Source organism: Sphingorhabdus sp. 109, from assembly GCF_902506555.1.
In the GTDB taxonomy this organism is placed as follows: Bacteria; Pseudomonadota; Alphaproteobacteria; order Sphingomonadales; family Sphingomonadaceae; genus Parasphingorhabdus.
Genome location: NZ_LR732707.1, coordinates 210001 through 235015, shown reverse-complemented (window position 1 = coordinate 235015; position 25015 = coordinate 210001). Strand labels below are relative to the sequence as shown.

The following is a 25015-nucleotide window of genomic DNA, read 5'->3' as shown; positions in this document are numbered from 1 at the left end:
AGTTGCCGTGCTTCTACCGCGTTATTGTGCACTGCACCATTTTTCTTGACATCAGCCGTCAGATACCTTATTTGTGCGCTGCAACATAGAGGTAAGACAACCGATGGCTGATACGAAGAACGATACATCCTCTGCTCCGGCAGAAAAAGTGACTGGCTCGCTTTCCGCGGAGGCGGCCTATTCTGCAGCCGCGTCTGCAGTCAGCGTTTCTGATAAAACGGCATCGGCAACCGTACCTGCCGAGAAAGCTGTCGCCGACAAGGCGCCAGCAGCAACCGAAACCAAGAAGCCGGTGGCTCCCGCTGCTAAACCGGCAACAGCAGCAAAGCCTGCTGTCAAGAAAACCGCAGCGTCCAAACCGGCAGCGAAGAAGCCCGTAGCAAAGCGTAAAGTTGCTGCGAAGCCGGCTGCCAAGACCACATCGAACAAAACGACCAAAGGAACCAAGAAAATGGCTACCACCAAAACCACCGCAACCAAGCGCGTTGTGAAGAACACCAAGGCCGCCAACACCAAGGCTGCCAACACCGCCAAGAAAACCGCTGACAAATTGGGTTCGCGCTTTGAAAAGCTGACCGCCGATGCGCAGGCTCGCGCCAAGGAAGCGGCTGATCGCGCCGTCGCCCTGTCGAAAAACGCTGTCGAGTTCAACCGCGAGAACATCGAAACCCTGCTCGAAAGCGGCAAGATTGCTGCCAAGGGCGCACAGGAAATCGGCCAGACCAACGTCAAATACACCCGCGAGAATTTCGTTGAAGCCAGCCGCGCCCTGCAAGGCCTGTTCAGCGTTGCAACCCCCAAGGACATGTTCGCCAAGCAGGCTGACTATGTCCGGAGCGGTCTGGACCGGGTGATGGACCAGACTTCGAACAATGCTGACGCTGTGGTCAAGCTGGCTGGCAAAGCCTATCAGCCGATTGCAGATCGCGTCACCGAAATCCGCAAGGAGCTGAAAGCCGCTGCTTAAGGCGAATTTTCAGTCGATCATAAAAGGGCCGTTCCGCTGGAGCGGCCCTTTCTATTTGGGCTATATTGCTACCTATCGACGCAAAAGCATGCGAAACTATCAATCCGCCACTTGCCCTTCAGGGTAAAAATACCATATCTTGAGACTGATGATAAAAGAGCAGATTCTTTCTCCCTTTCCCACCTTCCCTCGGCGACCTTCCGCCGGCAGCCGTCCATTAATGGCTGATGATCCGGACAATGGCTCCGGCGATGATGGCGACGACACCAATCTCGGCATTGCCACCAAGACCAGAGCCAAGACCAAGAAACCCAGTCCGTATAAGGTGCTCATTCTCAACGACGACTATACGCCGATGGAATTCGTCGTCCTGGTGCTGAAACGATTTTTCAATATGGATATTGATGAAGCGACGCGCGTCATGCTGCACGTTCACCAGAAAGGCGTCGGTGTCTGTGGTACGTTCAGCTACGAAGTCGCTGAAACCAAGGTTACCCAGGTGATGGATTTCGCACGCAAGAACGAACATCCGTTACAATGTACGCTTGAGAAAGCCTGACCTATAACAAGGAAAACGCCATGACCGAGACGCCAGTGATCACCGTGGATATCGTCTCCGATGTCGTATGCCCTTGGTGCATCATCGGCTACAAGAAGCTTGAGAAGGCCATGGAACAGTTTGAAGGCCAGGCGCGCTTTGAACTGTCTTGGCATGCCTTCGAACTGAACCCGTCGATGCCACCGGAAGGTCAGGATATCGGTGAACATATGGCGCAGAAATATGGCGCCACTCCTGAGCAGAGCAAGGCCAACCGGGACCGGCTGCGTAGCGCTGGCAGTGCGCTCGACTTCGAGTTCAACCATGGCGAGAAGATGCGCATGGTGAATACATTCGATGCCCATAGATTGCTGCACTGGGCCGGAGAGACAGGCAAGCAAACTGCGCTAAAGTTGGCCTTGTTCAAGGCACATTTTACCGATGGCCGGAATGTCAGCGATCATGAAACGCTGGTCGAGATCGCGACATCCGTGGGCCTGGACGAAAAACGTGCCCGTGACCTGCTGGCCACGGATATGTTCGCCGCCGAAGTGCGGGCCGTTGAAGCAGAATGGCAGGACCGGTTCATTACCGGCGTGCCGGCTTTTATTTTCAACAAGAAATTCATGGTTCCTGGCGCGCAGGAGGTAGATGTCTTCGCCAATATTATCGAGAACAAGCTACTTAAAAAAGCCGCCTGAAGGTCATGCCTCCTCGAGCAGTTCGATAATATTGCCAAACGGGTCCCGGCCATAGATCGCCTTTTGCGATCCGATATCGACTGGCGGTCCGACAAAGGTCATCCCCGCCGCAGAAAGACGGCTATGTTCGGCTTCGATATTCTCGACAGCCAGCGCCATATGCGGATAGCCAAGGTCGGACGGATCACTGCACATGTCCCGCGGTTCGGGTCTACTATATTGCCATAGCTCCAGCCTGATATTGGCACCTTTCAGCATCGCCATTCTGGCCTCGAAGCCGGGGAGCCCGACAACCGCACCCGCCTTGACATTGTCCGACGGTATATCACTGCGCCAGTCCAGATCGAAGCCGATCACGTCACGGTAGAAGGCAAGGCCCTTCTCGATATCGGGAACACCGATAGCGATATGGTGGACACCCTTGATCAATTGCTAGCGTGTTTCTTTGGCGGCATCGGGAAAAATCCGGAAGTGCGCTTGATATAGTCCGCATAATCCGGCCGGTTCTGTTTCAGACTTTTTTCCAGCAGCGGCGCACCACTCCATTTCATCAGGGTGAAGCTCAAAAACAGAGGGCCGATGACGGCCAGCCATACCGGCCAGCCAAGCGGCGCTGCCGCCAGCCAGATGCCCCACCACGCACAAAAATCGCCGAAATAGTTTGGATGACGGGTAAATTTCCACAACCCGCTATCCAGCACCTTCCCTTTGTTCGCGGGATTCGCCTTGAAGGCCTTGAGTTGCATATCCCCAATGGTTTCAAAACCAATACCGACAAGAGCTATTATGGCTCCGACGATCGACACAAGGGAAAGACCATTGGCACCGGCGAGCAATATCCCGAGCTGTGCGGGCAGGCAGACGAGGAACAATAGCGGAATTTGCAACGCCCAGGCTTTGAGCAAAGCCGCTTTCGCGAAGCTCATCCCCTGCTTCTCCATCGCGCGGCCCATGATCTTCTTGTACCGGGGATCCACGCCTTCCTTGCGCCAGCGCAGAAACAGATGGGTTCCCAGCCTGATGCCCCAAGCTGCTGTCAGCACCCATATTGTATAGGCCAAGGTTTCCGGATTATCGGCTTGCAGGAAGGAGGCGCTGGCCATGATCGCCATGCCATAGGCCCAGAAGGCATCGATGAAAGAGACGTCACGGATCCGTACCGATATAAGCCACAACGCGACCATGATGATCACCAGCAATCCAAAGTTCAGTCCCAATGCCGGAAGCAAGCTCATCTGCCTTCTCCTTTTTTATCCCGCTCACCCCTGGGTTCGATCGATACGATATCCCGCATGGCTTTTTCGGGATATTTTGGCGTAACGCTATGATAAAATTCGCTGAGCTTTTGCATATCGGCGGTATAGTCACCCGATGGCATGAAAGAGGGCCCCAGCCCGCCCGTCCGCTTTGAATAGTCCATCAGGCCGATAATCAGCGGCACCTTTGCCTTTAGTGCGATATAATAAAATCCTGTCCGCCATTCCTTCACGCTTCCGCGCGTACCTTCTGGCGGAATCGTCAGCAGAAAATCATCGCGCCGGTCAAATTCCCTGACCATCGCATCGACCATATTCTGGGATTTTGATCTGTCTACCGGGATGCCGCCCAAACGCCGCATCATGCCCCCCCAAGGCCATTTGAACAGAGTATTTTTGCCGATCCAGTAAGACTGGATTTTGAGCTTGTTAACCAGTCCGAAGAAATAGAGGAAATCCCAGTTGCTAGTATGCGGCGCGGCGATAATGACGGCCTTTCTGGGCGGCGGATTTTCCTGCACGGCCGTCCATCCGTTGATGGTAAACACGAACACAGAAAATCGACGAACAATTTCCGACAGCCAGTTCGGTCTGATTTCGTCGTGCACGCATCCTCCCACTCGCGGGATTGAACGCCGCGTTTGACAACGGACCATAAGTCTATTTTCCCGCTGCGCAACGAAAGATGTCCGTTGGTACAGTCAAGCCGTCCGCGCCACGTTCATTCAGAACTGATATCCCGGCGCAGCGAGGACATGTCGTGCTGACGGGCTATTGCCGTCACAACGAGCAAATCACCGCAGTTTTTCTCCGCTACAATCGGTCCTGCACATATCGGCTTCCTCATCTTCAAGCTCGATCTGGATGGTAATATGATGAATGGAGAAGCGTTTTCTCAGTTGCTGCTGGACATCGGCCAGAAAACCTCTGCCGGGATGTCCGCCCGGCAGCACGAGATGGGCGGTCATGGCTGTCTCGCTTGTACTCATTGGCCAAATATGGAGATCATGAACCGTCTCTACACCCGGCAGGCTTTCCAAAAATGCCATTACATCCTCGACGTCGATATCGCGCGGTACACCCGCCAGTGACATACGCACAGCCTCCGACAGCAGCCCCCAGGTACTCCAGAAAATCAATGCGACGATCAACAAGCTGATCAACGGATCGATCCAGTTCAAACCGCTGAAATAAATCGCGACACCGCCAATTACCACGCCCGCAGACACGCCGGCATCGGCCATCATATGCAGGAAGGCGCCCCGAATATTAATGTCATCCTTCTGCCCGCTGGCAAAAAGCATCGCGGTGACGAAATTAATGAGAACGCCGACCGAGGCGACGATAATGACAGTAGTTGAAGCGATTGGACTGGGTGCGCTGAACCGCTCAATCGCTTCCCATGCAATAGCACCGCATGCCACCAGCAAGAACAGGCCATTGAGCAAGGCGGCGAGAATCGAGGATCCACCGAAACCGTAGGTAAATCGTTTGTTCGGCGGACGCTTGGTCAGTTCCGCTCCGGCCCATGCGACAGCCAGCCCTAGCACATCTGACAGATTATGACCGGCATCCGCCAGCAGTGCCATAGACCCGGCCATAAGGCCGAATATGACCTCAACAATGATATAAATGACATTAAGCGAGATACCGAGCGCGAAGGCACGGCTGAAATTTGCAGGCATGTGGCCATGCGGGCCTTGGCGATCGTGATGACTATGGGTAAAATGGCCGTGGTGATGATGGTGACCGGCGGACATCTGCGCTCCGACTATTGCAATGCGAATATTCTTATATTCGATTACACGGAATAGTCAGAGCGGTCTATGTATATTGGACTGTATTTTCCGCATGTTATATCATTTGGTGCACTGCAGATATCTGCATCAGTCCACGATCAGGCCAATCGCGAGATAGATGATAATCGCGGAACCGAATCCGAAGATCGTCGCAAGTACGAATATTATCCGCAACAAGTTGGCATCCATTCCGCTCCAGTTAGCGAGGCCCGAGCAGACGCCCATCAGCTTGCCATTGGCTTTGTCGAGTTTAAGTTTGTTCTTCATGGGTCGATTGCTTTCTTTGCGAGATGGGACGGGCTCCGGCCAGCTACCGGAAACGGGGTCTGAGCTTTTGTTCTTTCCGGCCATCAGATCACCACCGATGATGCATTGTTGATGGCTGGCAAGATGCTGGCGCCGACAAACAGAGCTGCTGACACAGCTGCGGCAAAAGCGGCGGAAAATGAATTCTGGAGATTGAGTATCATGAGATTGGCTTTCCTGGATTTTAATGGGTTAAGCGACGACCGAAGCAGCGTTGCTGAAGGCTGGTCCAACGCTCGCGCTAACCAACAGGGCTGCAGAGAAAATCGCAGCTATGGCAGCAGACAGGTTACTTGAGACATTCGAGAACATATTGGTTTCCTTTCAATTTGAATTTTTTTCGCGTCATTGCGAAGATGTCTGAGACTTTGCAGGACGCGTGCCAATTTGAGTATATGTAGCCTTTTCAGTATTTTAATCGAGTTCGTCGCCGCATATGAAATTACGCACCACCGATGATTGGTTTTTTTCACCAACTGTTGGCAGGGCGCCAACGGGAAGCGGTCTGAACAGATCTGTCATCCGAATTTGCTTCAATTCATCGGGCCCGAAAGCTAGTGACCAGTTCAGTCATGACCCTGTCACAACTCACTCTGCACAATTTCCGCAACTATCGGGAATTACGTCTCGAAGCCGCGCCCGGCTTTATGGTGTTCAGTGGTGCCAACGGTGCGGGAAAAACCAATATTCTGGAAGCGGTCTCACTGCTTGCACCCGGTCGCGGTCTCAGACGGGCACCGCTCCGGGACATCGCGCACCAGAACGGCCCTGGCGATTTCGCTGTCGCCGCACAACATGATGATGTGCATCTGGGAAGCGGCACTAGTATCGAAGCGCCCGAACGACGCAAAACCCGGATTAACGAAGCGTCCGTCCCGACCAATGACCTGGCTGAATGGTTGTCGATTTTGTGGCTGACGCCCGCGATGGACCGGCTTTTTACAGAGGGCGCATCCGGACGCCGGAATTTCCTTGACCGGCTGGTCACAGCGTTGGAGCCGGCCCATGCTCGAAATTGCGCCCGCTACGAAGCCGCGCGACGTGAACGCAACAGACTTCTCGCAGACAGCCATCCGGCGGATCAAAGCTGGATCGACGGCCTGGATACCCAGTTGGCGCAATTCGGCGGATTTGTCGCAGAAGCCAGAGAGCGTATGGTTTCTGCGCTGAACCAACGGTTACAGCAATCGGAAAGCACAATATTTGCCACGCCGGCAATGGAGCTGGCGGATGGGGACATGCGCAGCGAACAGCAACTTCTCCAGATGTTGCAACAAAACCGCGGTGTCGACCGGGCAGCGGGACGAACGACAAGAGGCCCCCACAGGGCTGACCTCAAAGTGTTACACGCCGCGAAACAGCAGCCAGCCGAAAAATGCTCGACCGGGGAACAGAAGGCGTTGCTCTTCTCGATCATTCTCGCCCATGCTGATCTGGTCGCTGAGCGGCGCGACAAGCGACCAATATTGCTGCTCGATGAAGTCGCTGCCCATCTCGATCCGCAGCGCAGGGCAGCCCTGTTCGACAAGCTTGCAGAACGGGGCGGTCAAGTGTGGCTTACGGGTACGGAACCTGAACTGTTCGGAGATGTTCCGGATGATGCGCTGCATTTCGAAGTCTCGGACGGAACCGTCACCCGCCGGTAGCAATGGGCGCAGCCCGGAAATGGTTTACGGGTCATTAACCATGATCTTTAGCGCTGTCTTTTTGCCTGACCGTTATGCCTGTCCAGATGACCGGAACGGCCGTTAAAGACATATTGATCACAATTCGCAACGCGATCATTCCGTTGCTGCTGGTTCTGCAGGCGATCATAATGCCAGCTCCGGCCCGCGCCAACGATTATCTGCAATGCGTTCCCTTTGCCCGCGAACTCAGCGGCATCAGAATCTACGGCGATGCCCACAGCTGGTGGGATCAGGCGGAAGGCAATTATCAACGCGGGGCTTTACCCGCTATTGGAGCAGTCCTGTCTTTACCGAGCCATGGATCAATGCGGCTCGGCCATGTCGCAGTGGTGCGGGAGATTGTCGATGACCGCACGATTCTGATCAGCCATGCCAACTGGTCGCCGATCAACGGGCGGCGCGGCCAGATCGAACGCCGGGTCAAGGCCAAGGATGTTTCGCGGAGCAACGACTGGAGCAAAGTCCGCATCTGGTATGCTCCTATCGGCAAACTGGGCACCACGGCCTTTCCGGTTAACGGCTTCATCTACCCCGTCAAACCCGGACAACAGGTCGAGCGGCAATGGGCATCTTCCAAACCCCCACGTAGCAGCGGTCAAACGAGCCGACCGCTGTTCGACCGCAGCCTCAAAGCGGATCTAGCCCGCACCGCTGATGAAGAGCGGCCGGCTGAAACCAGGCCAAGAGACCTGATCGGGGAATTGCTGGACAGAGTCGGTAGCTGAGTGCAGATTGAAGCACCAAGCTTCAACCGGACATTCTGACGTGACCACAGTTCCCTCCTCCTGCCTTGTCATCCTCGCCGGTGGCCGGTCCACCCGGATGGGTAGCGACAAGGCGGTCATCCCCTTTGAAGGGCAACGGCTGATTGACAGACTGGTCCGCCGGTATAGCGGTATTGTCGACCGCATTTGGCTTTCGGCACGAGAAGATTACGGGACCGGACTGCCGGTGGTTTGTGATGATCCGGAAGCGCCGGCCGGTCCGGTGGGGGGCATCTTCTCGCTCGCTGCTGCCCTTCAGGCGCTGAAACCGGCGGTCGAGGGATTTGTTACCGTACCTGTCGACGCGCCGCACGCGCCGGAGGATTTGATCGCGCAACTTTCGGCGAGCGGCCGCTGTGCCGTCGCACAGGATCCGCAGCGCATTCACCCTACATTCGCCTATTGGCGCTGTGACACCGTCACTGCTGTACGAGCGGACTGGACAACGGGCGCGCGAGCCCCTTCCCTGCAATGGCTAGCCCGTCAATGCCAAGCGACATTCGTGACTTGGCCAGACAGCCAGCCATTCATCAATATCAACCGGCCGGAGGACCTGACCGCCGCTGCGGCCATCAAAAAAGCCGGCGCTTGAGGGGAAGCGCCGGCTCTCGGGCAGTGACGATCACTGCGAATTTGTTTGGCAGCGATGGGCCTAGTCGAGACGACGGATTTCCGTCTTGGTCAGGCTGGTGACCAGCTTGCCGTCGGTGTTGGACAGGGTCGAGGCTTCGATCCGCCGTACCTTGCCTTTGTAAATGACCAGAAGATCGCCGGAGTCCAATACCCGGTTGACTTTGGCAACGCTGGCGCCGGTTGCATCAAACAGGCGGTCGTTGCGCTCTGCTTCGGCAGCCGAAGCAGCCGGAACGGTAATGGACAGCGCGGTGGCTGCGAGGATCAGGGAGGTAAGTTTACGCATGGTTTTACTCCATTGGTTTTAAATTGTTCCGTAACTATGAACGGGTGATTTTAAGTTGCAATATGAAATGCTGCACTTGCGAATTGCATTTTTGCAATTGACCCTCGAACACCTGCAAAAAGCGCAACCGGAAGCCTGTTGCTCCATCGTGCCGCCTGTGCGATCCTCTACCCAATTTGCTAGTCCTATGAGGTTTTCATGATCCGATATGCCGTAACGCTCGCCTTGGCGACTCTTCCTGCAGCCACGCAGGCCCAGCAAAAGGACGTGATGGCGGATATATCCGCGCTGATCGATGCCCGGTCTGCAGAATCGGCGCAGACCGCCCGGCAGCTTTGGGAATGGGCGGAAGTCGGCTATCAGGAACAGAAATCCAGCGCGCTGCTGCAGGACCAGCTGCGAGCCCATGGATTTGAGATTACCGCCGGAGTTGCCGATATCCCGACCGCCTTCATCGCCGAATATGGCAGCGACGGTCCGGTGATCGCTATATTGGCGGAATATGATGCGCTGCCCGGGATCAACCAGGACGCCCTCGCCACCCGCAGCCCGATTGAAGGCAAGACGGCCGCCCATGCCTGCGGACATAATCTGTTTGCTGCCGGATCGCTCGAAGCGGCGATTGCGGTGAGCAAATGGCTCAAACGGAGCGGCACGCCGGGACGCGTCCGGCTTTATGGTACGCCAGCCGAAGAAGGTGGTAGCGGCAAGGTCTATATGGTCCGTGCGGGTCTGTTCAACGATGTCGACATCGCGCTGCACTGGCACGCCGCCGACGAGAATTCCGCAGCCGCCCGCACGACGCTGGCCAACCGCTCGGCCAAATTCCGTTTCCGCGGCGTCTCCGCCCATGCCGCCGGCGCGCCGGACAAGGCCCGCTCTGCGCTGGATGGTGTCGAGGCTTTCAACATGATGATCAACATGATGCGCGAACATGTCCCGCAGCAGTCTCGGATCCATTATGTGATCACCGAAGGCGGTACCGCGCCCAATGTTGTGCCCGACTTCGCCGAAGTCTTCTATTATGTCCGCCACCCCGATCCGACCGAGGTCGACGCGATCTGGGCCCGGCTGGAAGATGCAGCGCGCGGCGCGGCGATGGGCACCGGCACCACGGTCGACTGGGAAGTGATCCACGGCAATAATCCGCTGCTGGTCAACGAACCGCTGGCGAAAATGATGGACGCAAAATTGCGGCAAGTCGGCGGCATCACCTATAGCGCGAAAGAACAGAAGTTCGCCGAGGGCATCTATGCCAGCTTTGACAAGCCGGGCCTGCCGCTGGGCAGCCAGCAAGAGGTTCAGCCCTATAATATATCGCTCGGCTATGGCTCGACTGACGTTGGCGATGTTTCTTACGCCACGCCCACCGTCGGCTTGCGCACCGCGACATGGGTCCCCGGCACTTCGGCGCACAGCTGGCAGTCTTCTGCGGCGAGCGGTATGTCGATTGGCTTCAAAGGCACTCAGGTTGCAGCAAAGACGCTGACGCTGGCAGCGATCGAGCTCTACACCAATCCCGAATTGCGGGAGGAAGCCAAAGCCGAGTTCGACAAGGCACGGGGGCCGAATTACCAGTATAAATCTCTGCTCGGGGACCGCGATCCGCCACTGGATTACCGGAAATAGGAAACCGGTCGGGAGGATAGATGACCGGGCCGCCTGTAGGACAGGGGTCTTGCGCGCGCAGTCCAGTTCATCATTGTGGGACAAGGGCGGTCCGGACAAACGGACCACCCCATCGAGTCTTTCGAATATGCGACGGATTTAGCTGAATGCAGGCTCCAATGATCGCGTCACTTCCGTTCCACCAGATATCCGTGGGCGGCTTTCGCGAGACAGGGCGTTCAGCGCGGCCAGCTTGCCGTCAAGAAAGCGGGCGCGCTTCAGCCGGTTCTTACGGGTCAAAAAAGGATTCTGCGGCGTCGGCATTGCGTCGACATTGGCCGTGAAATAACCGGCAGTGCGCTGCAAATCTGCCTGTGCAAGATAAGGCTTGGGTGCCGCTGCAACTCGTCGCTGGCCCAGCGGAACGTTACGGTCCGGCTTCCCCGTCAACATCTTGAACGACGACAGCGTTCCGACAAAGGTGGCAAAATTCGTGCTGGTCGTAGTCCTGCTGCCAAAGGGGGTGGCTGCGGGTATTCGCTGTTTTTCGCCAGCCGGAGCTATTTCTTCCTGCATGGAATTACGGCGTTCGTCGGGTACAGCGATCGCGGTCGGTGAAGCAGGAACAGGATCGGTGCCGCGCATGGCCGCCTCGTCTTTGTTCCGGCGGCGACTGGCCGCATAGGCTCCCGCTCCGCCAATACCGAGCAAGGCCGCCAGCGCAGCGAGCAAACCCCAGTCAGCACCGGGCTCACTCGATTGTACGTCGGGTGTTGCGGTAATTTCAGGCGCGGGCTGGAAAGCGGAGGTGGCCGCAACCGGTGCGGCCAATCCTACAGCCTCGGATACGGCAGCGTTATTATAGGAAACCGGCTCCGCAACCGGGTTTTGAGCAGGGACTTCCGTGGCAGAAACATTGGCTCTGCTGCTGGAAGCCCTGACGGAAGCCGCCTTCGCGGCTGCAGCGTCAGCTGCTGCCTGACGCTCCAATTGCTCCTTTTCAATCTGAACCAGCGCTTCAGGGGCGACAGTTTCCGCGTCGAAGCCGCCCTGGCGTGCCAGCTCATCGGCCTGCTCCGGTGTAACCTGTGGTGCAGGTGCCGCTTCAACGGCGGGCGGTCTGCCGGCCTGGGGCATGGCGATCGTCGGACTGATTGTCGGATTTGCCGCTGGTACAGGCTGCGGCGAAGCTACGGGTGGCGCCTGGACCGGGGGAATGATATCCGGCGCAGGGATATCCTGCGCCTGCGCGGGTGCCGCGACCATACCGACCGCAATCGCAAATATGCTGATCATAGACAGGCTGCGCGTGGAGCTTGCCGGCAATCCGTTGTTTAGCCCCTTATCGATGCTACTTGTCATCTTGCTGCTCGTGGTCATCTCATTTCTCCTAATGTGGTGAGTAATAAACACCGGAAAATGAGACTGGTATCCCGTAACAGGGACAGAATGAGCCAAAAAGGACGACCAACCGAGTTCCTGAACGCTCTATTCAGGAAGCATTCAGCGAAATCCTACATCTGTTAAACGGAGGTTCATTTCAATAATGAAAATTTAGCGGAATGATTAAATAGTGACCATGTTATTATTCCATTCTTGGGAATTTTCATTTGTCACTTCAGTCCGAGATCACCGGATATAAGGGCTCCCGACCAGGTATTCGCTCATTCCCACCAATAGGCTGCACGCTTCCTGGCCCCTGTCACCAACTCGTTCATCGACAGCGGATCGTAAAGCCTTCCGTTCAGCATGACACGCTCGATCTTGTCGCTGTTACGGATATCCTCCGTCGGATCTGCTTCCAGCACTAGCAGATCGGCGAGCTTGCCGACTTCCAGAGACCCGATTTCACCTGCCATGCCGAGCGATTTGGCCGACACAATGGTGCCAGCCGCCAGTGCCTCCACCGGGCTCATGCCGCCACGGACGAAGGACCAGAGCTCCCAGTGGCTGGCGATACCGGCTTGCTGGCCATGGGCGCCGATCGAGACTTTCACACCAGCATCGGCCAGCTTCTTGGCTTCCCGGGCATTGTCATCATCAACAAAATTATTGTCCGGCGCTTTGGTCCGGCGAACGGTCTCGGCGGCCAGGATTTTGGGCGGCGTGTGCACCAGCAGAGGGTTTTCCCATACATTGGTGGCCTGACGCCAATAGGGATCGCCGGCCAGCCCGCCGTAGCTGACAACCAGCGTTGGCGTGTAACTGGTGTCGGATCGGGAGAACATCTGCACGACATCGTCATAGAAGATATCGAGCGGGATATTATGTTCCAGTGTCGAGTTGCCATCGGCGACCAGCGCCATGTCCATACCGAACAGGGAACCGCCTTCGGCTACAACAAGCATATTTTCCTGACGCGCGGCTTCGACCACCTGCTGCCGCTGTTCGCGGCGCGGCTGGTTGTAATTTTTGACGCTATAACCACCTTGCGCCTTGAGCCGCCGGACATGAGCCAGCGCATCATCGAGACTATTGATTTCGGCATAGACGCTCGCAGCCTTTGCACCATAGACGATCTCTCCGGTCGAGAATATCCGGGGGCCAAGGATCATTCCTGCGCGCTGCATTTCGCTGGCCACGAATATTTCGCTGGCACGGCTCGACGGGTCGTGGATCGTGGTCGTACCAAGCGCGAGATTCTGTATCAACGACCAGTTTTGCTGCGGCACCAGTTCGTCGCTGCCCTGCGGCCCGTGGGCGTGGGCGTCGACCAGACCGGGTATGATGGTCTTGCCGGTAACGTCGACGGTGGCGGCACCAGCGGGGATGCTGACCTCACCGCGCGGACCGACCGCGGCGATGCGATTGCCCTGAATGACAATCACACCGTCATCGATGATCCCGCCGTCGTCATCGGACATGGTGACAATTCGCCCGCCGGCAAGCACAACCATTCCGGAGGGCTTGTCCGCTGCAATCGTTCGTTCGAGCGAAACGCCGCTGGTTGGCGGCTGATATTTGGGCGCATCCTTCGCCGCTGGCGCGTCGGAGAACAAAGCGTTGGTAGCCGCCGAATAGACCGTTGGCCCGATACTCCAGTGGAGCGTCTGCCCATTGCCGGACCAGTTGATATAGTCGGCACCATTGGCGCTGACCCGCGTGACCGGCAGCGATGTACTGCTCGGGCTGACCTCGACCGCCTGGGTGCCGGGCATCAGCGGCATGACATAGGCTTCATAGCTTTGCCGGAAAGCAACATTCAGGCCGTCGGGCGAGACGATATAATCGTTGGTCAGAGCGCCTTTGGCGTGGGTGCGTTTTGCCTCGCCGTTGAGATCGGTGCTGATCAGGACGCGCTGGTCATCTTCGTTCTGAAGCATGAAAATCCGGTCGCTGCTCGCGCCATATTGCGGCCCGGCTGCACCCCTGACAACGCGCACGGGGGAACCACCGCCAGCCGGCACGCGATAGACACCATCCTCGACCGACCATGCGGGCGAGGTCATATAGCCGCCTTCCTTCATCTCGAAGACGATGGTCTTGCCGTCGGGAGAAAAATGCGGCCGGGCATAATGGCCGGACCGGTTGGTGACGGTGCGCGGCGAACCGCCGCCTGCCGAAACCGTCTTGATCTGGCCCAGTCCGGCGTCGGTCCAGCCGACAAAGACGATCGAACGGCCATCGCGCGACCAGGAAGGGAAAAGCTCGCGTTCCGAACCGCTGGTCAGCCGCCTCGCCGCCCCGCCGCTCATCGGTTTGGAGTAGAGCTTGCCGAGGCTTTCGAAAACAACGGTCCGGCCGTCCGGCGACACCGCGGCAAAGCGCGGCATTTTGGTCGTGAAACTGTCAGGCGCGACCGGAATCGTCGGGTGCGGGGCATCGGCGACGCCCCGGCTGTCGCTGACCTGAAACGGGATCACCGAGGAGGCACTACCGTCAGCGGCCACCCGCCGGATCTTGCCGCCGGCCCAGAAGACGATCTCGCGGCTGTCAGGAGTCCAGTCCATATTCGGATAGACGCCGGTGACAGCCCAGGTTTCCTGCACATCCTGATCGAGATCGTCATAGACCTTGCGCTCGACCCCGGATTCCAGATCCTTCACATAAAGCTTTGAACGCGTCATCTCGCGGCGGACAAAGGCGATCTTTTTGCCGTCGGGGGAAGGATTTGGGCGCACCGATCCGCCAAGGCCCGATACTGCCGTGGTAACCTCTCCGGTTTCCAGATCATATTTTTCAATGTTGAACAGGTCGCCGTTGCTGTCCTGCGCATAGATGAACATCCCGCCCGGCGTGACATTACGCGTGTAAAAGACTGCCTTCCCGTCCGGGGCGTAGATCGGCTCGCCCAGCTCCTTCTGATGCGTTTCGCTCGGCCTTTTGACCAGTTGTACCCCCGCGCCACCGGAGACATGATAGACCCAGATTTCACCGGTCCCCAGCGATCGCTGGGTGGTAAAATGCTTTTTCGCTACGATGAAGCGTCCATCGGGGCTCCAGCTGGGTTGGTTGAGCAGACGAAATTCTTCCTTCGTCATCTGGCGCTTGTCGCTGCCATCGCGGTTCATAATCCAGATATTGTCGCCGCCGCCTCGATCGGAAGTGAATGCTATGCGCCTGCCATCCGGCGAGAAACGCGGTTGCACCTCCCAGGCCAGACCTTCAGCGATCCGGATCGGCTGGCCGCCGGCCATCGGCATGGTGTAGATATCGCCAAGCAGGGCGAATGTCAGACTTTGGCCATCGGGACTGACGTCGACATCTATCCAGCTGCCCTCGTCGACATTAATCGGCACCTGCTTGATCGTCGCTCCGGCCGGGGCGTTGACATCCCATGCGGTCTCGTCGGACTTGTCCTGCGCCAATGCGGTCCCCGACAGCAAAAGGGTCGCAAGCACCGAAACCAGACTATATTTCATATCAATCCCCGGAAAAGAAAATCGTCGATCGGGCCACTCTATTCCAGATTGCAGCCGTAAGGAACATGGAACTTTCTCCGCCAGCTACTGCCTCGCCCCGAAACATTGGTGATAGCGCTCCACCACCTGCGCGAGCGTTGACAAGGCCAGTGTCGCCGGATCGCGGGTCGAGGGAATCAGGCCGATCGGCGCGATCATCCGCTCGCTTTCCTCTGCCGAAACGCCGATGTCGGCAAGATACTGCAAACGTCGCGCATGGGTTTTGCGGCTGCCCATCGCCCCGATATAGAAAGCGGGCGAGGCCAAAGCCTGTTTCATCAACGCCGCTTCCCAGTCATGGTCATGGAAATAGAAGATGCAGGCGGTCCACGGATCGGGATCAAGCAGCGGCGTCGGCTCCGCTGTTTTCAGCAGACCGGCCGCGGCTCCCTCGCCAGTTACCGTGTCGATGATGCCCGCATCCGGCGACAGGACAGCACAGTCGATGCCATAGCTGCCGGACAGACGGACGAGACTTTCCACCGATGGTCCGTGTCCCAATATGCAGATTTTGGCGGCCGGAATATGATGCACGAATATCTGCGAACCGTCCCTCTTCACCAATTCCCGGCACTCCGTCCCGGCCTCGCAGCGGATGTCGGCGCCCTGCCTGTCGATCACGAGTGTCAAAGGCTCTCGCCGCCCGATCCGGTCAAAAATGTCAGAGACCACCGACAGTTCGGATATCGGCGTGAAGAGCAGATCAATGCCGCCGCCGCAGGGGAGACGGATATCGAGATAGGGAGAACCGGCGCCAAACCGGACCTCTCGCGCCTGGTTACCCCCAATCACGTCCAGCGCTTCGGCGACCACCGCGGCCTCGACGCATCCCCCGGAAAAAGACCCGGTTGACGACCCGTCCTCTGCCACTGCCATATGCGCACCGGGATTGCGGGTTGACGCGCCGGTCACGGCGATCAGCGTAATCAGGACAATTTTCTGCTTCTCCGCCACTTTTTGCCGCAGAAATTCAAAAATGGGCGCGATATTGTTCAAAGGAGACTGTCCCGCTATTGTCTTGGAGAATTGCCGGATATATTCATGCCGCAAACGGCCTATTTGGGCAATCACCATGCAGTCAGCACGGAGGAAATGACACCGCGCTCCGTCTTTTGACAGGGTGCACATCGGCAAAATCGTGACATATTTCATGAAGATTACCCCTTCAGCCGTAGCGGCAACGGGTAGCTGCGCAATGTTTCTTTGCACCCCTGCATAAATCTTATCTTCAAAATGCGTAAAAACCCATCTAGGAGCATCTAAATTACAAAAATCCTATCGAAATATGAGGACGGAATATGAGTTTCCCGCCACCGCAAGGCCTGTATGATTCAAAGAACGAGCATGACGCATGTGGCGTCGGCTTCGTCGCGAATATCAACGGTGACAAATCGCATCTTACAGTCAAGCGTGGCCTGGAAATTCTGGTCAATATCGATCACCGCGGTGCTGTTGGCGCCGATCCGCTGCTGGGCGATGGTGCCGGCATATTATTACAGATTCCCGATGCTCTTCTGCGGGATTGGGCGGATTCACAAAAACTGACACTGCCCGCTATTGGCGACTATGCGGTGGCCATGTGCTTCCTCCCGTCGGACCCGGCAGAAGCGGAGTATGCGACTACGCATTTCGAACGTTTCATCGCCAAGGAAGGGCAGGATTTTATCGGCTGGCGCGATGTGCCCATCGACACCACGGGCATCGGCAAGGCCGTGCTCGAACAGATGCCACTGATTCGCCAGGCGATCGTCGGCAAGGGTGAAACGCTGGCCGACCAGGATGCGTTCGAACGCAAAATCCTGGCTGTCCGCAAGCAGATTCACAATCCGCTCGATGGGATCGCGGAGAAGAACAACATGCCGGGCCTGTCCGAATTCTACATGCCCTCCTTTTCGACGAAAACCATCGTCTATAAAGGTCTGCTGCTCGCCGATCAGGTCGGCTCCTTCTACAAGGATCTCGACAATCCCCTGACGACCTCCGCTGTGGCCATGGTCCACCAGCGCTTCTCGACCAATACTTTCCCGTCCTGGAAACTGGCGCATCCGTATCGTTTCATCGCGCATAATGGCGAAATCAACACGGTCCGCGGCAATGTGAACTGGATGAACGCCCGTCGCCGGACCATGGAGTCCGACCTGCTGGGCGCCGACCTCGATAAGATGTGGCCGCTGATCCCGCACGGCCAGTCCGACACGGCCTGTCTCGATAATGCGCTCGAGCTTCTGGTTGCCGGCGGCTATTCCCTGCCCCACGCCGTTATGATGCTGATCCCCGAAGCCTGGGCCGGCGATCCGACGATGGATGCCGACCGCCGGGCCTTTTACGAATATCATGCCGCGCTGATGGAGCCGTGGGACGGCCCGGCAGCGGTCGCCTTTACAGACGGCCGTCAGGTCGGCGCCACGCTGGACCGCAATGGCCTGCGCCCTGCCCGCTTCTGCGTCACTGACGACGGTCATGTCATCATGGCGTCGGAATCTGGCGTGCTTCCGGTCAAGGAAGACAATATCGTCCGCAAATGGCGCTTGCAGCCGGGCAAGATGCTGCTCATCGACATGGAGCAGGGCCGGATCATCGAGGACGAAGAAATAAAGGCCGATCTCGCCAAGGCCAAGCCCTATGCAAAATGGCTCGAATCAACCCAATATAATCTGAAGGATCTCGATCTCGACGATCTCGACGATGTCGATGCGCCAAAGAGCAGCGGGCTCGAAGATCCTGCCGCGCTGCTCGACCGGCAGCAGGCATTTGGCTATACTCAGGAAGATATCACCAAATTCCTGGAGCCCATGGCGAGTGACGGGATCGATCCGATCGGATCAATGGGCACCGACACGCCGATTGCCGTTCTGTCCGGCAAACCGCGCCTGATGTACGATTATTTCAAACAGAATTTCGCCCAGGTTACCAATCCGCCGATTGATCCGATCCGGGAAGAACTCGTGATGTCGCTGGTCTCGATGATCGGGCCACGCCCGAATCTACTGGGGCACGACGCCGGCACACACAAACGGCTCGAAGTCGATCAGCCGGTATTGACCAATGCGGACCTGCTGAAAATCCGCTCCGTCGAAGAGGCGCTGGACGGTGCATTCCGCACCGAGACAATCGATATGACCTGGGATGCCGCTACCGGTGCCGCAGGTCTGGAAATGGCGCTAAAGGAAATGTGCTGGGCAGCGACGGAAGCCGTGCTCGCCGACCGCAATATTCTGATCCTCTCCGACCGGGCCAAGGGGTCAGACCGGATCGCGATGCCGGCCTTGCTGGCAACCGCAGCCGTCCACCATCATCTGGTCCGCCAGGGCTTACGGATGCAGACCGGCCTCGTCGTTGAAACCGGTGAAGCGCGCGAAGTGCATCATTTCTGCGTGCTCGCGGGCTATGGCGCGGAAGCGGTCAATCCCTATCTGGCCTTCGAAACGCTGGAGGAAATCCGCACACGCCGCGAATTGCCGCTGACCCAGCAGCAGGTCGAGCAGAATTATATCAAGGCTATCGGCAAGGGTATTTTGAAGGTCATGTCGAAAATGGGCATTTCGACCTACCAAAGCTATTGCGGCGCGCAGATTTTTGACGCGGTCGGCCTGTCCACTGAATTTATCGAGAAATATTTCACCGGCACGGCGACGATGATCGAAGGCGTCGGTCTGGCGGAAATCGCCGAAGAAACCGTGTCCCGCCACAGCGAAGCCTATGGCGACAATCCGATCTATCGGAACATGCTCGATGTCGGCGGTATCTACGGCTACCGGATCCGCGGCGAGGATCACGCCTGGACGCCAGCCAATGTTGCCAATCTGCAGCATGCCGTACGCGGCAACGACCCGAAAAATTATGAGGAATTTGCGCGGTCGGTCAACGAGCAGAGCGAACATCTGCTGACGATCCGCGGATTGATGGAACTGATCAAGGCGGACGAACCGCTCGACATTAACGAGGTCGAACCGGCATCCGAAATCGTGAAGCGCTTTGCCACCGGCGCGATGAGCTTCGGCTCGATCAGCCGGGAGGCGCACACGACTCTGGCCATCGCGATGAACCGGATTGGCGGCAAGTCCAATACCGGTGAAGGCGGCGAAGAGCCGGATCGCTTCCTGCCCATGGCCAATGGCGATTCGATGCGATCGGCAATCAAGCAGGTTGCAAGCGGACGCTTCGGTGTAACCGCAGAATATCTGGTCAATGCTGACGATATACAGATCAAGATGGCCCAGGGCGCCAAACCGGGCGAAGGCGGACAGCTGCCGGGCAGCAAGGTCGACAAGAATATCGGCAAGGTCCGCCACTCGACACCGGGCGTCGGACTGATTTCACCGCCTCCGCATCATGACATCTACTCGATCGAGGATCTGGCACAGCTGATCCACGATCTGAAAAATGTGAACACCGGTGCCCGTGTTTCGGTCAAACTGGTTTCCGAAGTAGGGGTCGGTACGGTTGCCGCCGGCGTATCCAAGGCGCGCGCCGATCATCTGACCATTTCCGGTTATGACGGCGGCACCGGCGCTTCGCCGCTGACCTCGCTCACCCACGCCGGTTCCCCGTGGGAAATCGGCCTCGCGGAAACGCAGCAGACCCTGCTGCTGAACGGACTGCGCTCTCGTATCTCGGTACAGGTCGACGGCGGCCTGCGGACTGGTCGCGATGTGGCGATCGGCGCGCTTCTCGGCGCCGACGAATTCGGATTTGCCACCGCGCCGCTGATTGCCGCTGGCTGCATCATGATGCGCAAATGCCATCTGAACACCTGCCCGGTCGGGGTCGCGACGCAGAATCCGGAATTGCGCAAGAAGTTCACCGGACAGCCGGAATATGTGATCAACTATTTCTTCTTCGTGGCCGAAGAGCTGCGCCAGATCATGGCCGAAATGGGCTTCCGCACGATCGAGGAAATGGTCGGCCGGGTCGACCGGATCAACATGAACAAGGCTCTGCGTCACTGGAAAGCGGAGGGCGTCGACCTGTCGCGCCTGCTGCACGAAGTCGTGCTGCCGGAAGGTGAGACCCTGTATCAGACGATGACTCAGGACCATGGCCTCGATGCAGCGCTGGACAAGGATCTGATCGCTGCTGCTACACCGGCTCTCGACAACGGCCAGACCGTCAAGATCGAGCGCAAGGTCAAAAACGTCAACCGCACCGTCGGCGCGATGTTGTCGGGCGAGGTCGCGAAGAAATATGGCCATGCCGGCCTGCCGAACAACACGATCCAGCTGCAGTTCGAAGGCGTGGCCGGACAGAGCTTCGGCGCTTTTCTCGCCCATGGCGTGACCGCCGAACTGGTTGGCGATGCCAATGACTATGTCGGCAAGGGACTGTCCGGGGGCCGCGTGGTGGTCAAACAGCCCACCCATGTCGATCGCAATCCGACCGAAAATATCATCGTCGGCAACACCGTGCTCTACGGCGCGGTTGCTGGCGAAGCCTATTTCAACGGCGTCGCCGGCGAGCGCTTCGCGGTCCGCAACAGCGGCGCCGTTGCCGTCGTCGAAGGCACCGGTGATCATGGCTGTGAATATATGACCGGTGGCGTGGTTGCCGTGCTCGGCAAGACCGGGCGCAATTTTGCGGCCGGCATGTCCGGCGGTGTCGCCTATGTATATGACGAGGACGGGCTGTTCCGCCAGCGCTGCAACATGGCGATGGTTGACATCGAGACGATCGATGCCGATGCCGAGGATGGAAAAGACACGGCATTACCGCAGCAGCTTCCCGTCGATGTGAACGATTATGGCATGGGTGATATGCTTTATCACGACGCGGCGCGGCTGCGGATCCTGCTGGAGCGTCACAAGCTCTATACCGGCAGCGCGAGAGCGAGCGAAATTCTCGACAATTGGGATGAAGCCCTTGGCCGTTTCGTGAAGGTCATGCCGCGTGATTACGCGTCGGCGCTGAAACAACTTGAAGCCGAACGTCTCGAGACGATCGTCGCTGCAGAATGAACGAAGATATTGGAGTAGACCGTGGGTAAAGTAACAGGCTTTCTCGAGATTGACCGCAAGGACGCGACATATACCGATCCTAAGGAACGGCTGACGCACTATAAGGAATTCACGATACCGCTGCCGGAATCCGAAATCAGGGACCAGGCAGCGCGTTGCATGGATTGCGGCATTCCTTATTGCCACAACGGCTGTCCGGTGAACAATATCATCCCGGACTGGAACGATCTGGTTTATGAAGGTGACTGGAAAACCGCGCTGGAAACACTCCAGTCGACCAACAATTTCCCGGAATTTACCGGACGGATATGCCCGGCACCGTGCGAAGCGGCCTGCACCCTGAACATCGATGATGTGCCGGTGAATATCAAATCCATCGAATGCGCGATTGTCGATCGCGGCTGGGAAGAAGGCTGGATCACACCCCAGATCGCCGAGAAGAAGACCGGCAAGTCAGTCGCCGTCGTCGGTTCCGGGCCGGCAGGCATGGCCTGTGCCCAGCAGCTGGCGCGCGCCGGCCATAATGTCACCCTGTTCGAGAAAAATGACCGGATGGGCGGCCTGCTGCGTTACGGCATTCCCGATTTCAAGATGGAAAAGCATCTCATCAACCGGCGTCTCGTACAGATGGAAGCCGAGGGTGTCGAATTTCGCACCAGCACCGAAGTCGGCGTCTCCGTTTCGGTCGAATCGCTGCAGGAAAATTATGATGCGGTGGTCATGTCCGGCGGTGCGGAGAAACCGCGTATGCTGGATATCCCGGGCTATGAAATGTCCGGTGTCCGGCTCGCGATGGAATTCCTCACCCAGCAGAACAAGCGCAACGCCGGCGATGATGAAATGCGCGCCGCACCGCGCGGCACGATCAGCGCAACCGGCAAGCATGTCATCGTCATCGGCGGCGGTGACACCGGTTCCGACTGCGTCGGTACCTCCAATCGCCAGGGCGCCGCGTCGGTTACCCAGATCGAAATCATGCCCAAGCCTCCGGAAAAGGAAAACAAGACTTTCTCATGGCCAGACTGGCCGCTGAAACTACGCACCTCGTCCAGCCATCTCGAAGGCTGCGAGCGCGACTGGGCGATACTGGCCAAACGGGTCGTCGGTACCAACGGCAATGTCGAGGGGCTTGAATGCATCCGGCTGGAATGGGTGGATGGGCAAATGCAGGAGATCGAGGGCAGCGAGTTCACTCTGAAAGCCGACCTGATCCTGCTGGCCATGGGTTTTGTCGGACCGCGCCAGATGGGCCTGGTCGACCAGTCCGAAGTCGAGCTGGACGCACGCGGCAATGTTGCTGCCAATGTCGTCGACTATGCCACCAGCAAGGACGGTGTCTTTGCCTGCGGAGACATGCGGCGCGGCCAGAGTCTTGTCGTATGGGCGATCCGCGAAGGCCGCCAATGCGCGCGGGCCGTGGACCTGCAACTGATGGGCGAAAGCTCACTCCCACGTTAGCCACAGCGGGAACAGGGCCCGATCCGCGCCTTGCCTCTCACAAAAAAGCCTCGCTAGCAACTAGCGAGGCTTTTTTTGTGCGGACGGTGATGGGCTATGTGGCGGCCCGAGGGCCCTGCCCAGCACTGATCCCACAGCGCGACCGGCAAAGAATCCGGCTGACCGCTTCTCCGTCCCGGCGAATTTTATATTGCGGACCGTTTTGAGTGTTGGTTGCGGGAGTAGGATTTGAACCTACGACCTTCAGGTTATGAGCCTGACGAGCTACCGGACTGCTCCATCCCGCGCCAACATGTCTGGAGAGGCTAATGCGCTGGTCCAGACAGTAAAAAAGCGGCCGGCCCTATGAGGGACAGGCCGCTTATGAAAAGGTGAATGGGTTATTTCCACGTGGGTACAGATTAATGCGCCTGCTGCAATGCCTGGCGACGACCTACTCTTCCATGCCTTGAGACAAAGTACCATCGGCGCAACCTGGTTTCACGGCCGAGTTCGAGATGGGATCGGGTGGGGCACAGGCGCTATGGCCACCAAGCAATGAAGCAGGCGCATAAGCTGTAATCACGGGTCTTTTAATCGATGTGGCAAGATGATGCACGGTATTTGATGCCGTGCATATTGACCATGGGCCGAGCCTAATTGTCCGTTCATCTGGCAACATGCTGTTTCCAACATTGTTGTTGATGGCGGGATTCTACAAGCGCGAATTGAGTAATTAGGACTGGTTAGCTTCATGCGTTACCGCACTTCCACACCCAGCCTATCAACGTGGTGGTCTTCCACGACTCTATGATAACTTATCTCGAGGGAGGCTTCCCGCTTAGATGCTTTCAGCGGTTATCCCGTCCATACATAGCTACCCAGCAGCACGCCTGGCGGCATGACTGGTACACCAGAGGTATGTTCAACCCGGTCCTCTCGTACTAGGGTCAACTCCTCTCAATTATCGACGCCCACGGCAGATAGGGACCAAACTGTCTCGCGACGTTCTGAACCCAGCTCACGTACCACTTTAATTGGCGAACAGCCAAACCCTTGGGACCTGCTCCAGCCCCAGGATGTGATGAGCCGACATCGAGGTGCCAAACGATTCCGTCGATATGAGCTCTTGGGAATCATCAGCCTGTTATCCCCGGCGTACCTTTTATCCGTTGAGCGATGGCCCTTCCACGAGGGACCACCGGATCACTATGACCGACTTTCGTCTCTGCTCGACTTGTCAGTCTCGCAGTCAGGCTGGCTTATGCCATTGCACTCTAACAGACGGTTTCCAACCGTCCTGAGCCAACCATCGCGCGCCTCCGTTACTCTTTAGGAGGCGACCGCCCCAGTCAAACTACCCGCCACAGAGGGTCCCTGATCCGGATAACGGATCTAGGTTAGACACCAGAAAACAATAGGGTGGTATTTCACATTATGGCTCCACTCGGACTGGCGCCCAAGTTTCAAAGCCTCCCACCTATTCTACACAATTCTTTCCTAATGCCACTCTGAAGCTGCAGTAAAGGTGCACGGGGTCTTTCCGTCTAACCGCGGGTACTCCGCATCTTCACGGAGAATTCAATTTCGCTGAGCATATCCTGGAGACAGTGGGGAAGTCGTTACGCCATTCGTGCAGGTCGGAACTTACCCGACAAGGAATTTCGCTACCTTAGGACCGTTATAGTTACGGCCGCCGTTTACTCGGGCTTCAATTCAAGACTTTCATCTCTCCTCTTAACCTTCGAGCACCGGGCAGGCGTCAGACCCTATACGTCGTCTTGAAGCCGACTTAGCAGAGTCCTGTGTTTTTGCTAAACAGTCGCTACCCCCCAGCTTGTGCCCCCTGCCAAAAGTTGCCTTCTGGCAGGGCCTCCTTCTCCCGAAGTTACGGAGGTAATTTGCCGAGTTCCTTCAGGATACTTCTCTCAAGCGCCTTGGTATACTCTACCTGACCACCTGTGTCGGTTTCGGGTACGGTCTATATGGTGGAGCTATTTCCTGGATCCACTTCGAAGCCTGATCAATCCAATAAGATCAGACAACACACGTGAACCGTCACATTCCACCAGGTCACGGAATATTAACCGTGTTCCCATCGACTACCCCCTTCGGGCTCGTCTTAGGGGCCGACTCACCCTGCTCAGATTAGCTTTAAGCAGGAACCCTTGGTCTTTCGG

General features: G+C 57.3%; 18 protein-coding genes, 1 tRNA gene and 2 rRNA genes (1 of these 21 cut by a window edge). 9 read left to right on the top strand and 12 right to left on the bottom strand.

Going from position 1 to position 25015, the window contains the following annotated elements; translation table 11 throughout:
* Positions 1-103 precede the first annotated feature (103 nt).
* From BOSE62_RS01125 to BOSE62_RS01115, 3 genes are all read left to right on the top strand, one after another.
* Positions 104-967, top strand: coding sequence for a phasin family protein (locus tag BOSE62_RS01125; RefSeq protein WP_159640599.1), 864 nt, complete (start codon positions 104-106; stop codon positions 965-967).
* A 220-nt stretch (positions 968-1187) separates the two neighbouring features.
* The gene (gene clpS / locus BOSE62_RS01120; RefSeq protein ID WP_159640596.1) at positions 1188-1526 is read left to right on the top strand and encodes an ATP-dependent Clp protease adapter ClpS; all 339 of its coding nucleotides are present in this window, start codon (positions 1188-1190) and stop codon (positions 1524-1526) included.
* Between the two features lie 20 nt (positions 1527-1546).
* The gene (locus BOSE62_RS01115) at positions 1547-2206 is read left to right on the top strand and encodes a DsbA family oxidoreductase (RefSeq protein ID WP_159640593.1); all 660 of its coding nucleotides are present in this window, start codon (positions 1547-1549) and stop codon (positions 2204-2206) included.
* 3 nt (positions 2207-2209) lie between these two features.
* On the opposite strand, the gene BOSE62_RS01110 is transcribed toward BOSE62_RS01115, so the two are convergent.
* The 5 genes from BOSE62_RS01110 to BOSE62_RS01090 form a co-directional block, all read right to left on the bottom strand.
* Positions 2210-2635, bottom strand: coding sequence for a VOC family protein (locus tag BOSE62_RS01110; protein WP_159640590.1), 426 nt, complete (start codon positions 2633-2635; stop codon positions 2210-2212).
* A complete protein-coding gene (locus BOSE62_RS01105) occupies positions 2632-3441 on the bottom strand; it encodes a DUF1295 domain-containing protein (RefSeq protein ID WP_159640587.1) in 810 nt (269 codons plus the stop codon). Before BOSE62_RS01105 ends, BOSE62_RS01110 begins: the two co-directional genes overlap by 4 nt.
* Complete coding sequence (locus tag BOSE62_RS01100) at positions 3438-4070, bottom strand: lysophospholipid acyltransferase family protein (protein ID WP_236553756.1); 633 nt, start codon at positions 4068-4070, stop codon at positions 3438-3440. Before BOSE62_RS01100 ends, BOSE62_RS01105 begins: the two co-directional genes overlap by 4 nt.
* 186 nt (positions 4071-4256) lie before the next feature.
* Entirely contained in the window at positions 4257-5222 is a 966-nt protein-coding gene (locus BOSE62_RS01095; protein WP_159640581.1) for a cation diffusion facilitator family transporter, read from the bottom strand.
* Between the two features lie 126 nt (positions 5223-5348).
* Positions 5349-5528 carry a PspC domain-containing protein gene (locus BOSE62_RS01090; RefSeq protein ID WP_089132939.1) on the bottom strand — a complete coding sequence of 60 codons (180 nt, stop codon included), beginning with the start codon at positions 5526-5528 and terminating at the stop codon, positions 5349-5351.
* A gap of 611 nt (positions 5529-6139) precedes the next feature.
* Here BOSE62_RS01090 and recF point away from each other — a divergent pair.
* The 3 genes from recF to mobA all read left to right on the top strand — a co-directional run bounded on the left by recF (position 6140) and on the right by mobA (position 8611).
* On the top strand, positions 6140-7213 hold the full coding sequence (gene recF / locus BOSE62_RS01085) for a DNA replication/repair protein RecF (RefSeq protein ID WP_159640578.1): 1074 nt from the start codon (positions 6140-6142) through the stop codon (positions 7211-7213).
* A gap of 86 nt (positions 7214-7299) precedes the next feature.
* A complete protein-coding gene (locus tag BOSE62_RS01080) occupies positions 7300-7980 on the top strand; it encodes a CHAP domain-containing protein (RefSeq protein ID WP_159640576.1) in 681 nt (226 codons plus the stop codon).
* A 40-nt stretch (positions 7981-8020) separates the two neighbouring features.
* The gene (gene mobA, locus BOSE62_RS01075; RefSeq protein ID WP_159640573.1) at positions 8021-8611 is read left to right on the top strand and encodes a molybdenum cofactor guanylyltransferase; all 591 of its coding nucleotides are present in this window, start codon (positions 8021-8023) and stop codon (positions 8609-8611) included.
* Positions 8612-8671: 60 nt separating this feature from the next.
* On the opposite strand, the gene BOSE62_RS01070 is transcribed toward mobA, so the two are convergent.
* Positions 8672-8938, bottom strand: coding sequence for a hypothetical protein (locus BOSE62_RS01070; protein WP_159640570.1), 267 nt, complete (start codon positions 8936-8938; stop codon positions 8672-8674).
* A 198-nt stretch (positions 8939-9136) separates the two neighbouring features.
* On the opposite strand from BOSE62_RS01070, the gene BOSE62_RS01065 reads away from it, so the two are divergent.
* Entirely contained in the window at positions 9137-10567 is a 1431-nt protein-coding gene (locus BOSE62_RS01065; protein WP_159640567.1) for an amidohydrolase, read from the top strand.
* A gap of 138 nt (positions 10568-10705) precedes the next feature.
* Here BOSE62_RS01065 and BOSE62_RS01060 read toward each other — a convergent pair whose 3' ends face one another.
* The 3 genes from BOSE62_RS01060 to BOSE62_RS01050 all read right to left on the bottom strand — a co-directional run bounded on the left by BOSE62_RS01060 (position 10706) and on the right by BOSE62_RS01050 (position 16599).
* Positions 10706-11926, bottom strand: coding sequence for a hypothetical protein (locus tag BOSE62_RS01060; RefSeq protein ID WP_159640564.1), 1221 nt, complete (start codon positions 11924-11926; stop codon positions 10706-10708).
* A 284-nt stretch (positions 11927-12210) separates the two neighbouring features.
* Complete coding sequence (locus BOSE62_RS01055) at positions 12211-15408, bottom strand: amidohydrolase family protein (RefSeq protein WP_159640561.1); 3198 nt, start codon at positions 15406-15408, stop codon at positions 12211-12213.
* Positions 15409-15492: 84 nt separating this feature from the next.
* A complete protein-coding gene (locus BOSE62_RS01050; protein ID WP_159640558.1) occupies positions 15493-16599 on the bottom strand; it encodes an XdhC family protein in 1107 nt (368 codons plus the stop codon).
* A gap of 146 nt (positions 16600-16745) precedes the next feature.
* Here BOSE62_RS01050 and gltB point away from each other — a divergent pair, with 146 nt between their 5' ends.
* Both gltB and BOSE62_RS01040 read left to right on the top strand, forming a co-directional pair.
* Positions 16746-21398 carry a glutamate synthase large subunit gene (gene gltB, locus BOSE62_RS01045; RefSeq protein ID WP_159640555.1) on the top strand — a complete coding sequence of 1551 codons (4653 nt, stop codon included), beginning with the start codon at positions 16746-16748 and terminating at the stop codon, positions 21396-21398.
* A 21-nt stretch (positions 21399-21419) separates the two neighbouring features.
* Positions 21420-22856 carry a glutamate synthase subunit beta gene (locus BOSE62_RS01040; RefSeq protein WP_159640552.1) on the top strand — a complete coding sequence of 479 codons (1437 nt, stop codon included), beginning with the start codon at positions 21420-21422 and terminating at the stop codon, positions 22854-22856.
* Positions 22857-23066: 210 nt separating this feature from the next.
* Here BOSE62_RS01040 and BOSE62_RS01035 read toward each other — a convergent pair.
* The 3 genes from BOSE62_RS01035 to BOSE62_RS01025 form a co-directional block, all read right to left on the bottom strand.
* Positions 23067-23143: transfer RNA gene (locus BOSE62_RS01035), tRNA-Met, on the bottom strand.
* Positions 23144-23276: 133 nt separating this feature from the next.
* A 5S ribosomal RNA gene (gene rrf, locus BOSE62_RS01030) occupies positions 23277-23391 on the bottom strand.
* Between the two features lie 160 nt (positions 23392-23551).
* A 23S ribosomal RNA gene (locus tag BOSE62_RS01025) occupies positions 23552-25015 on the bottom strand (it continues 1339 nt past the right edge of the window).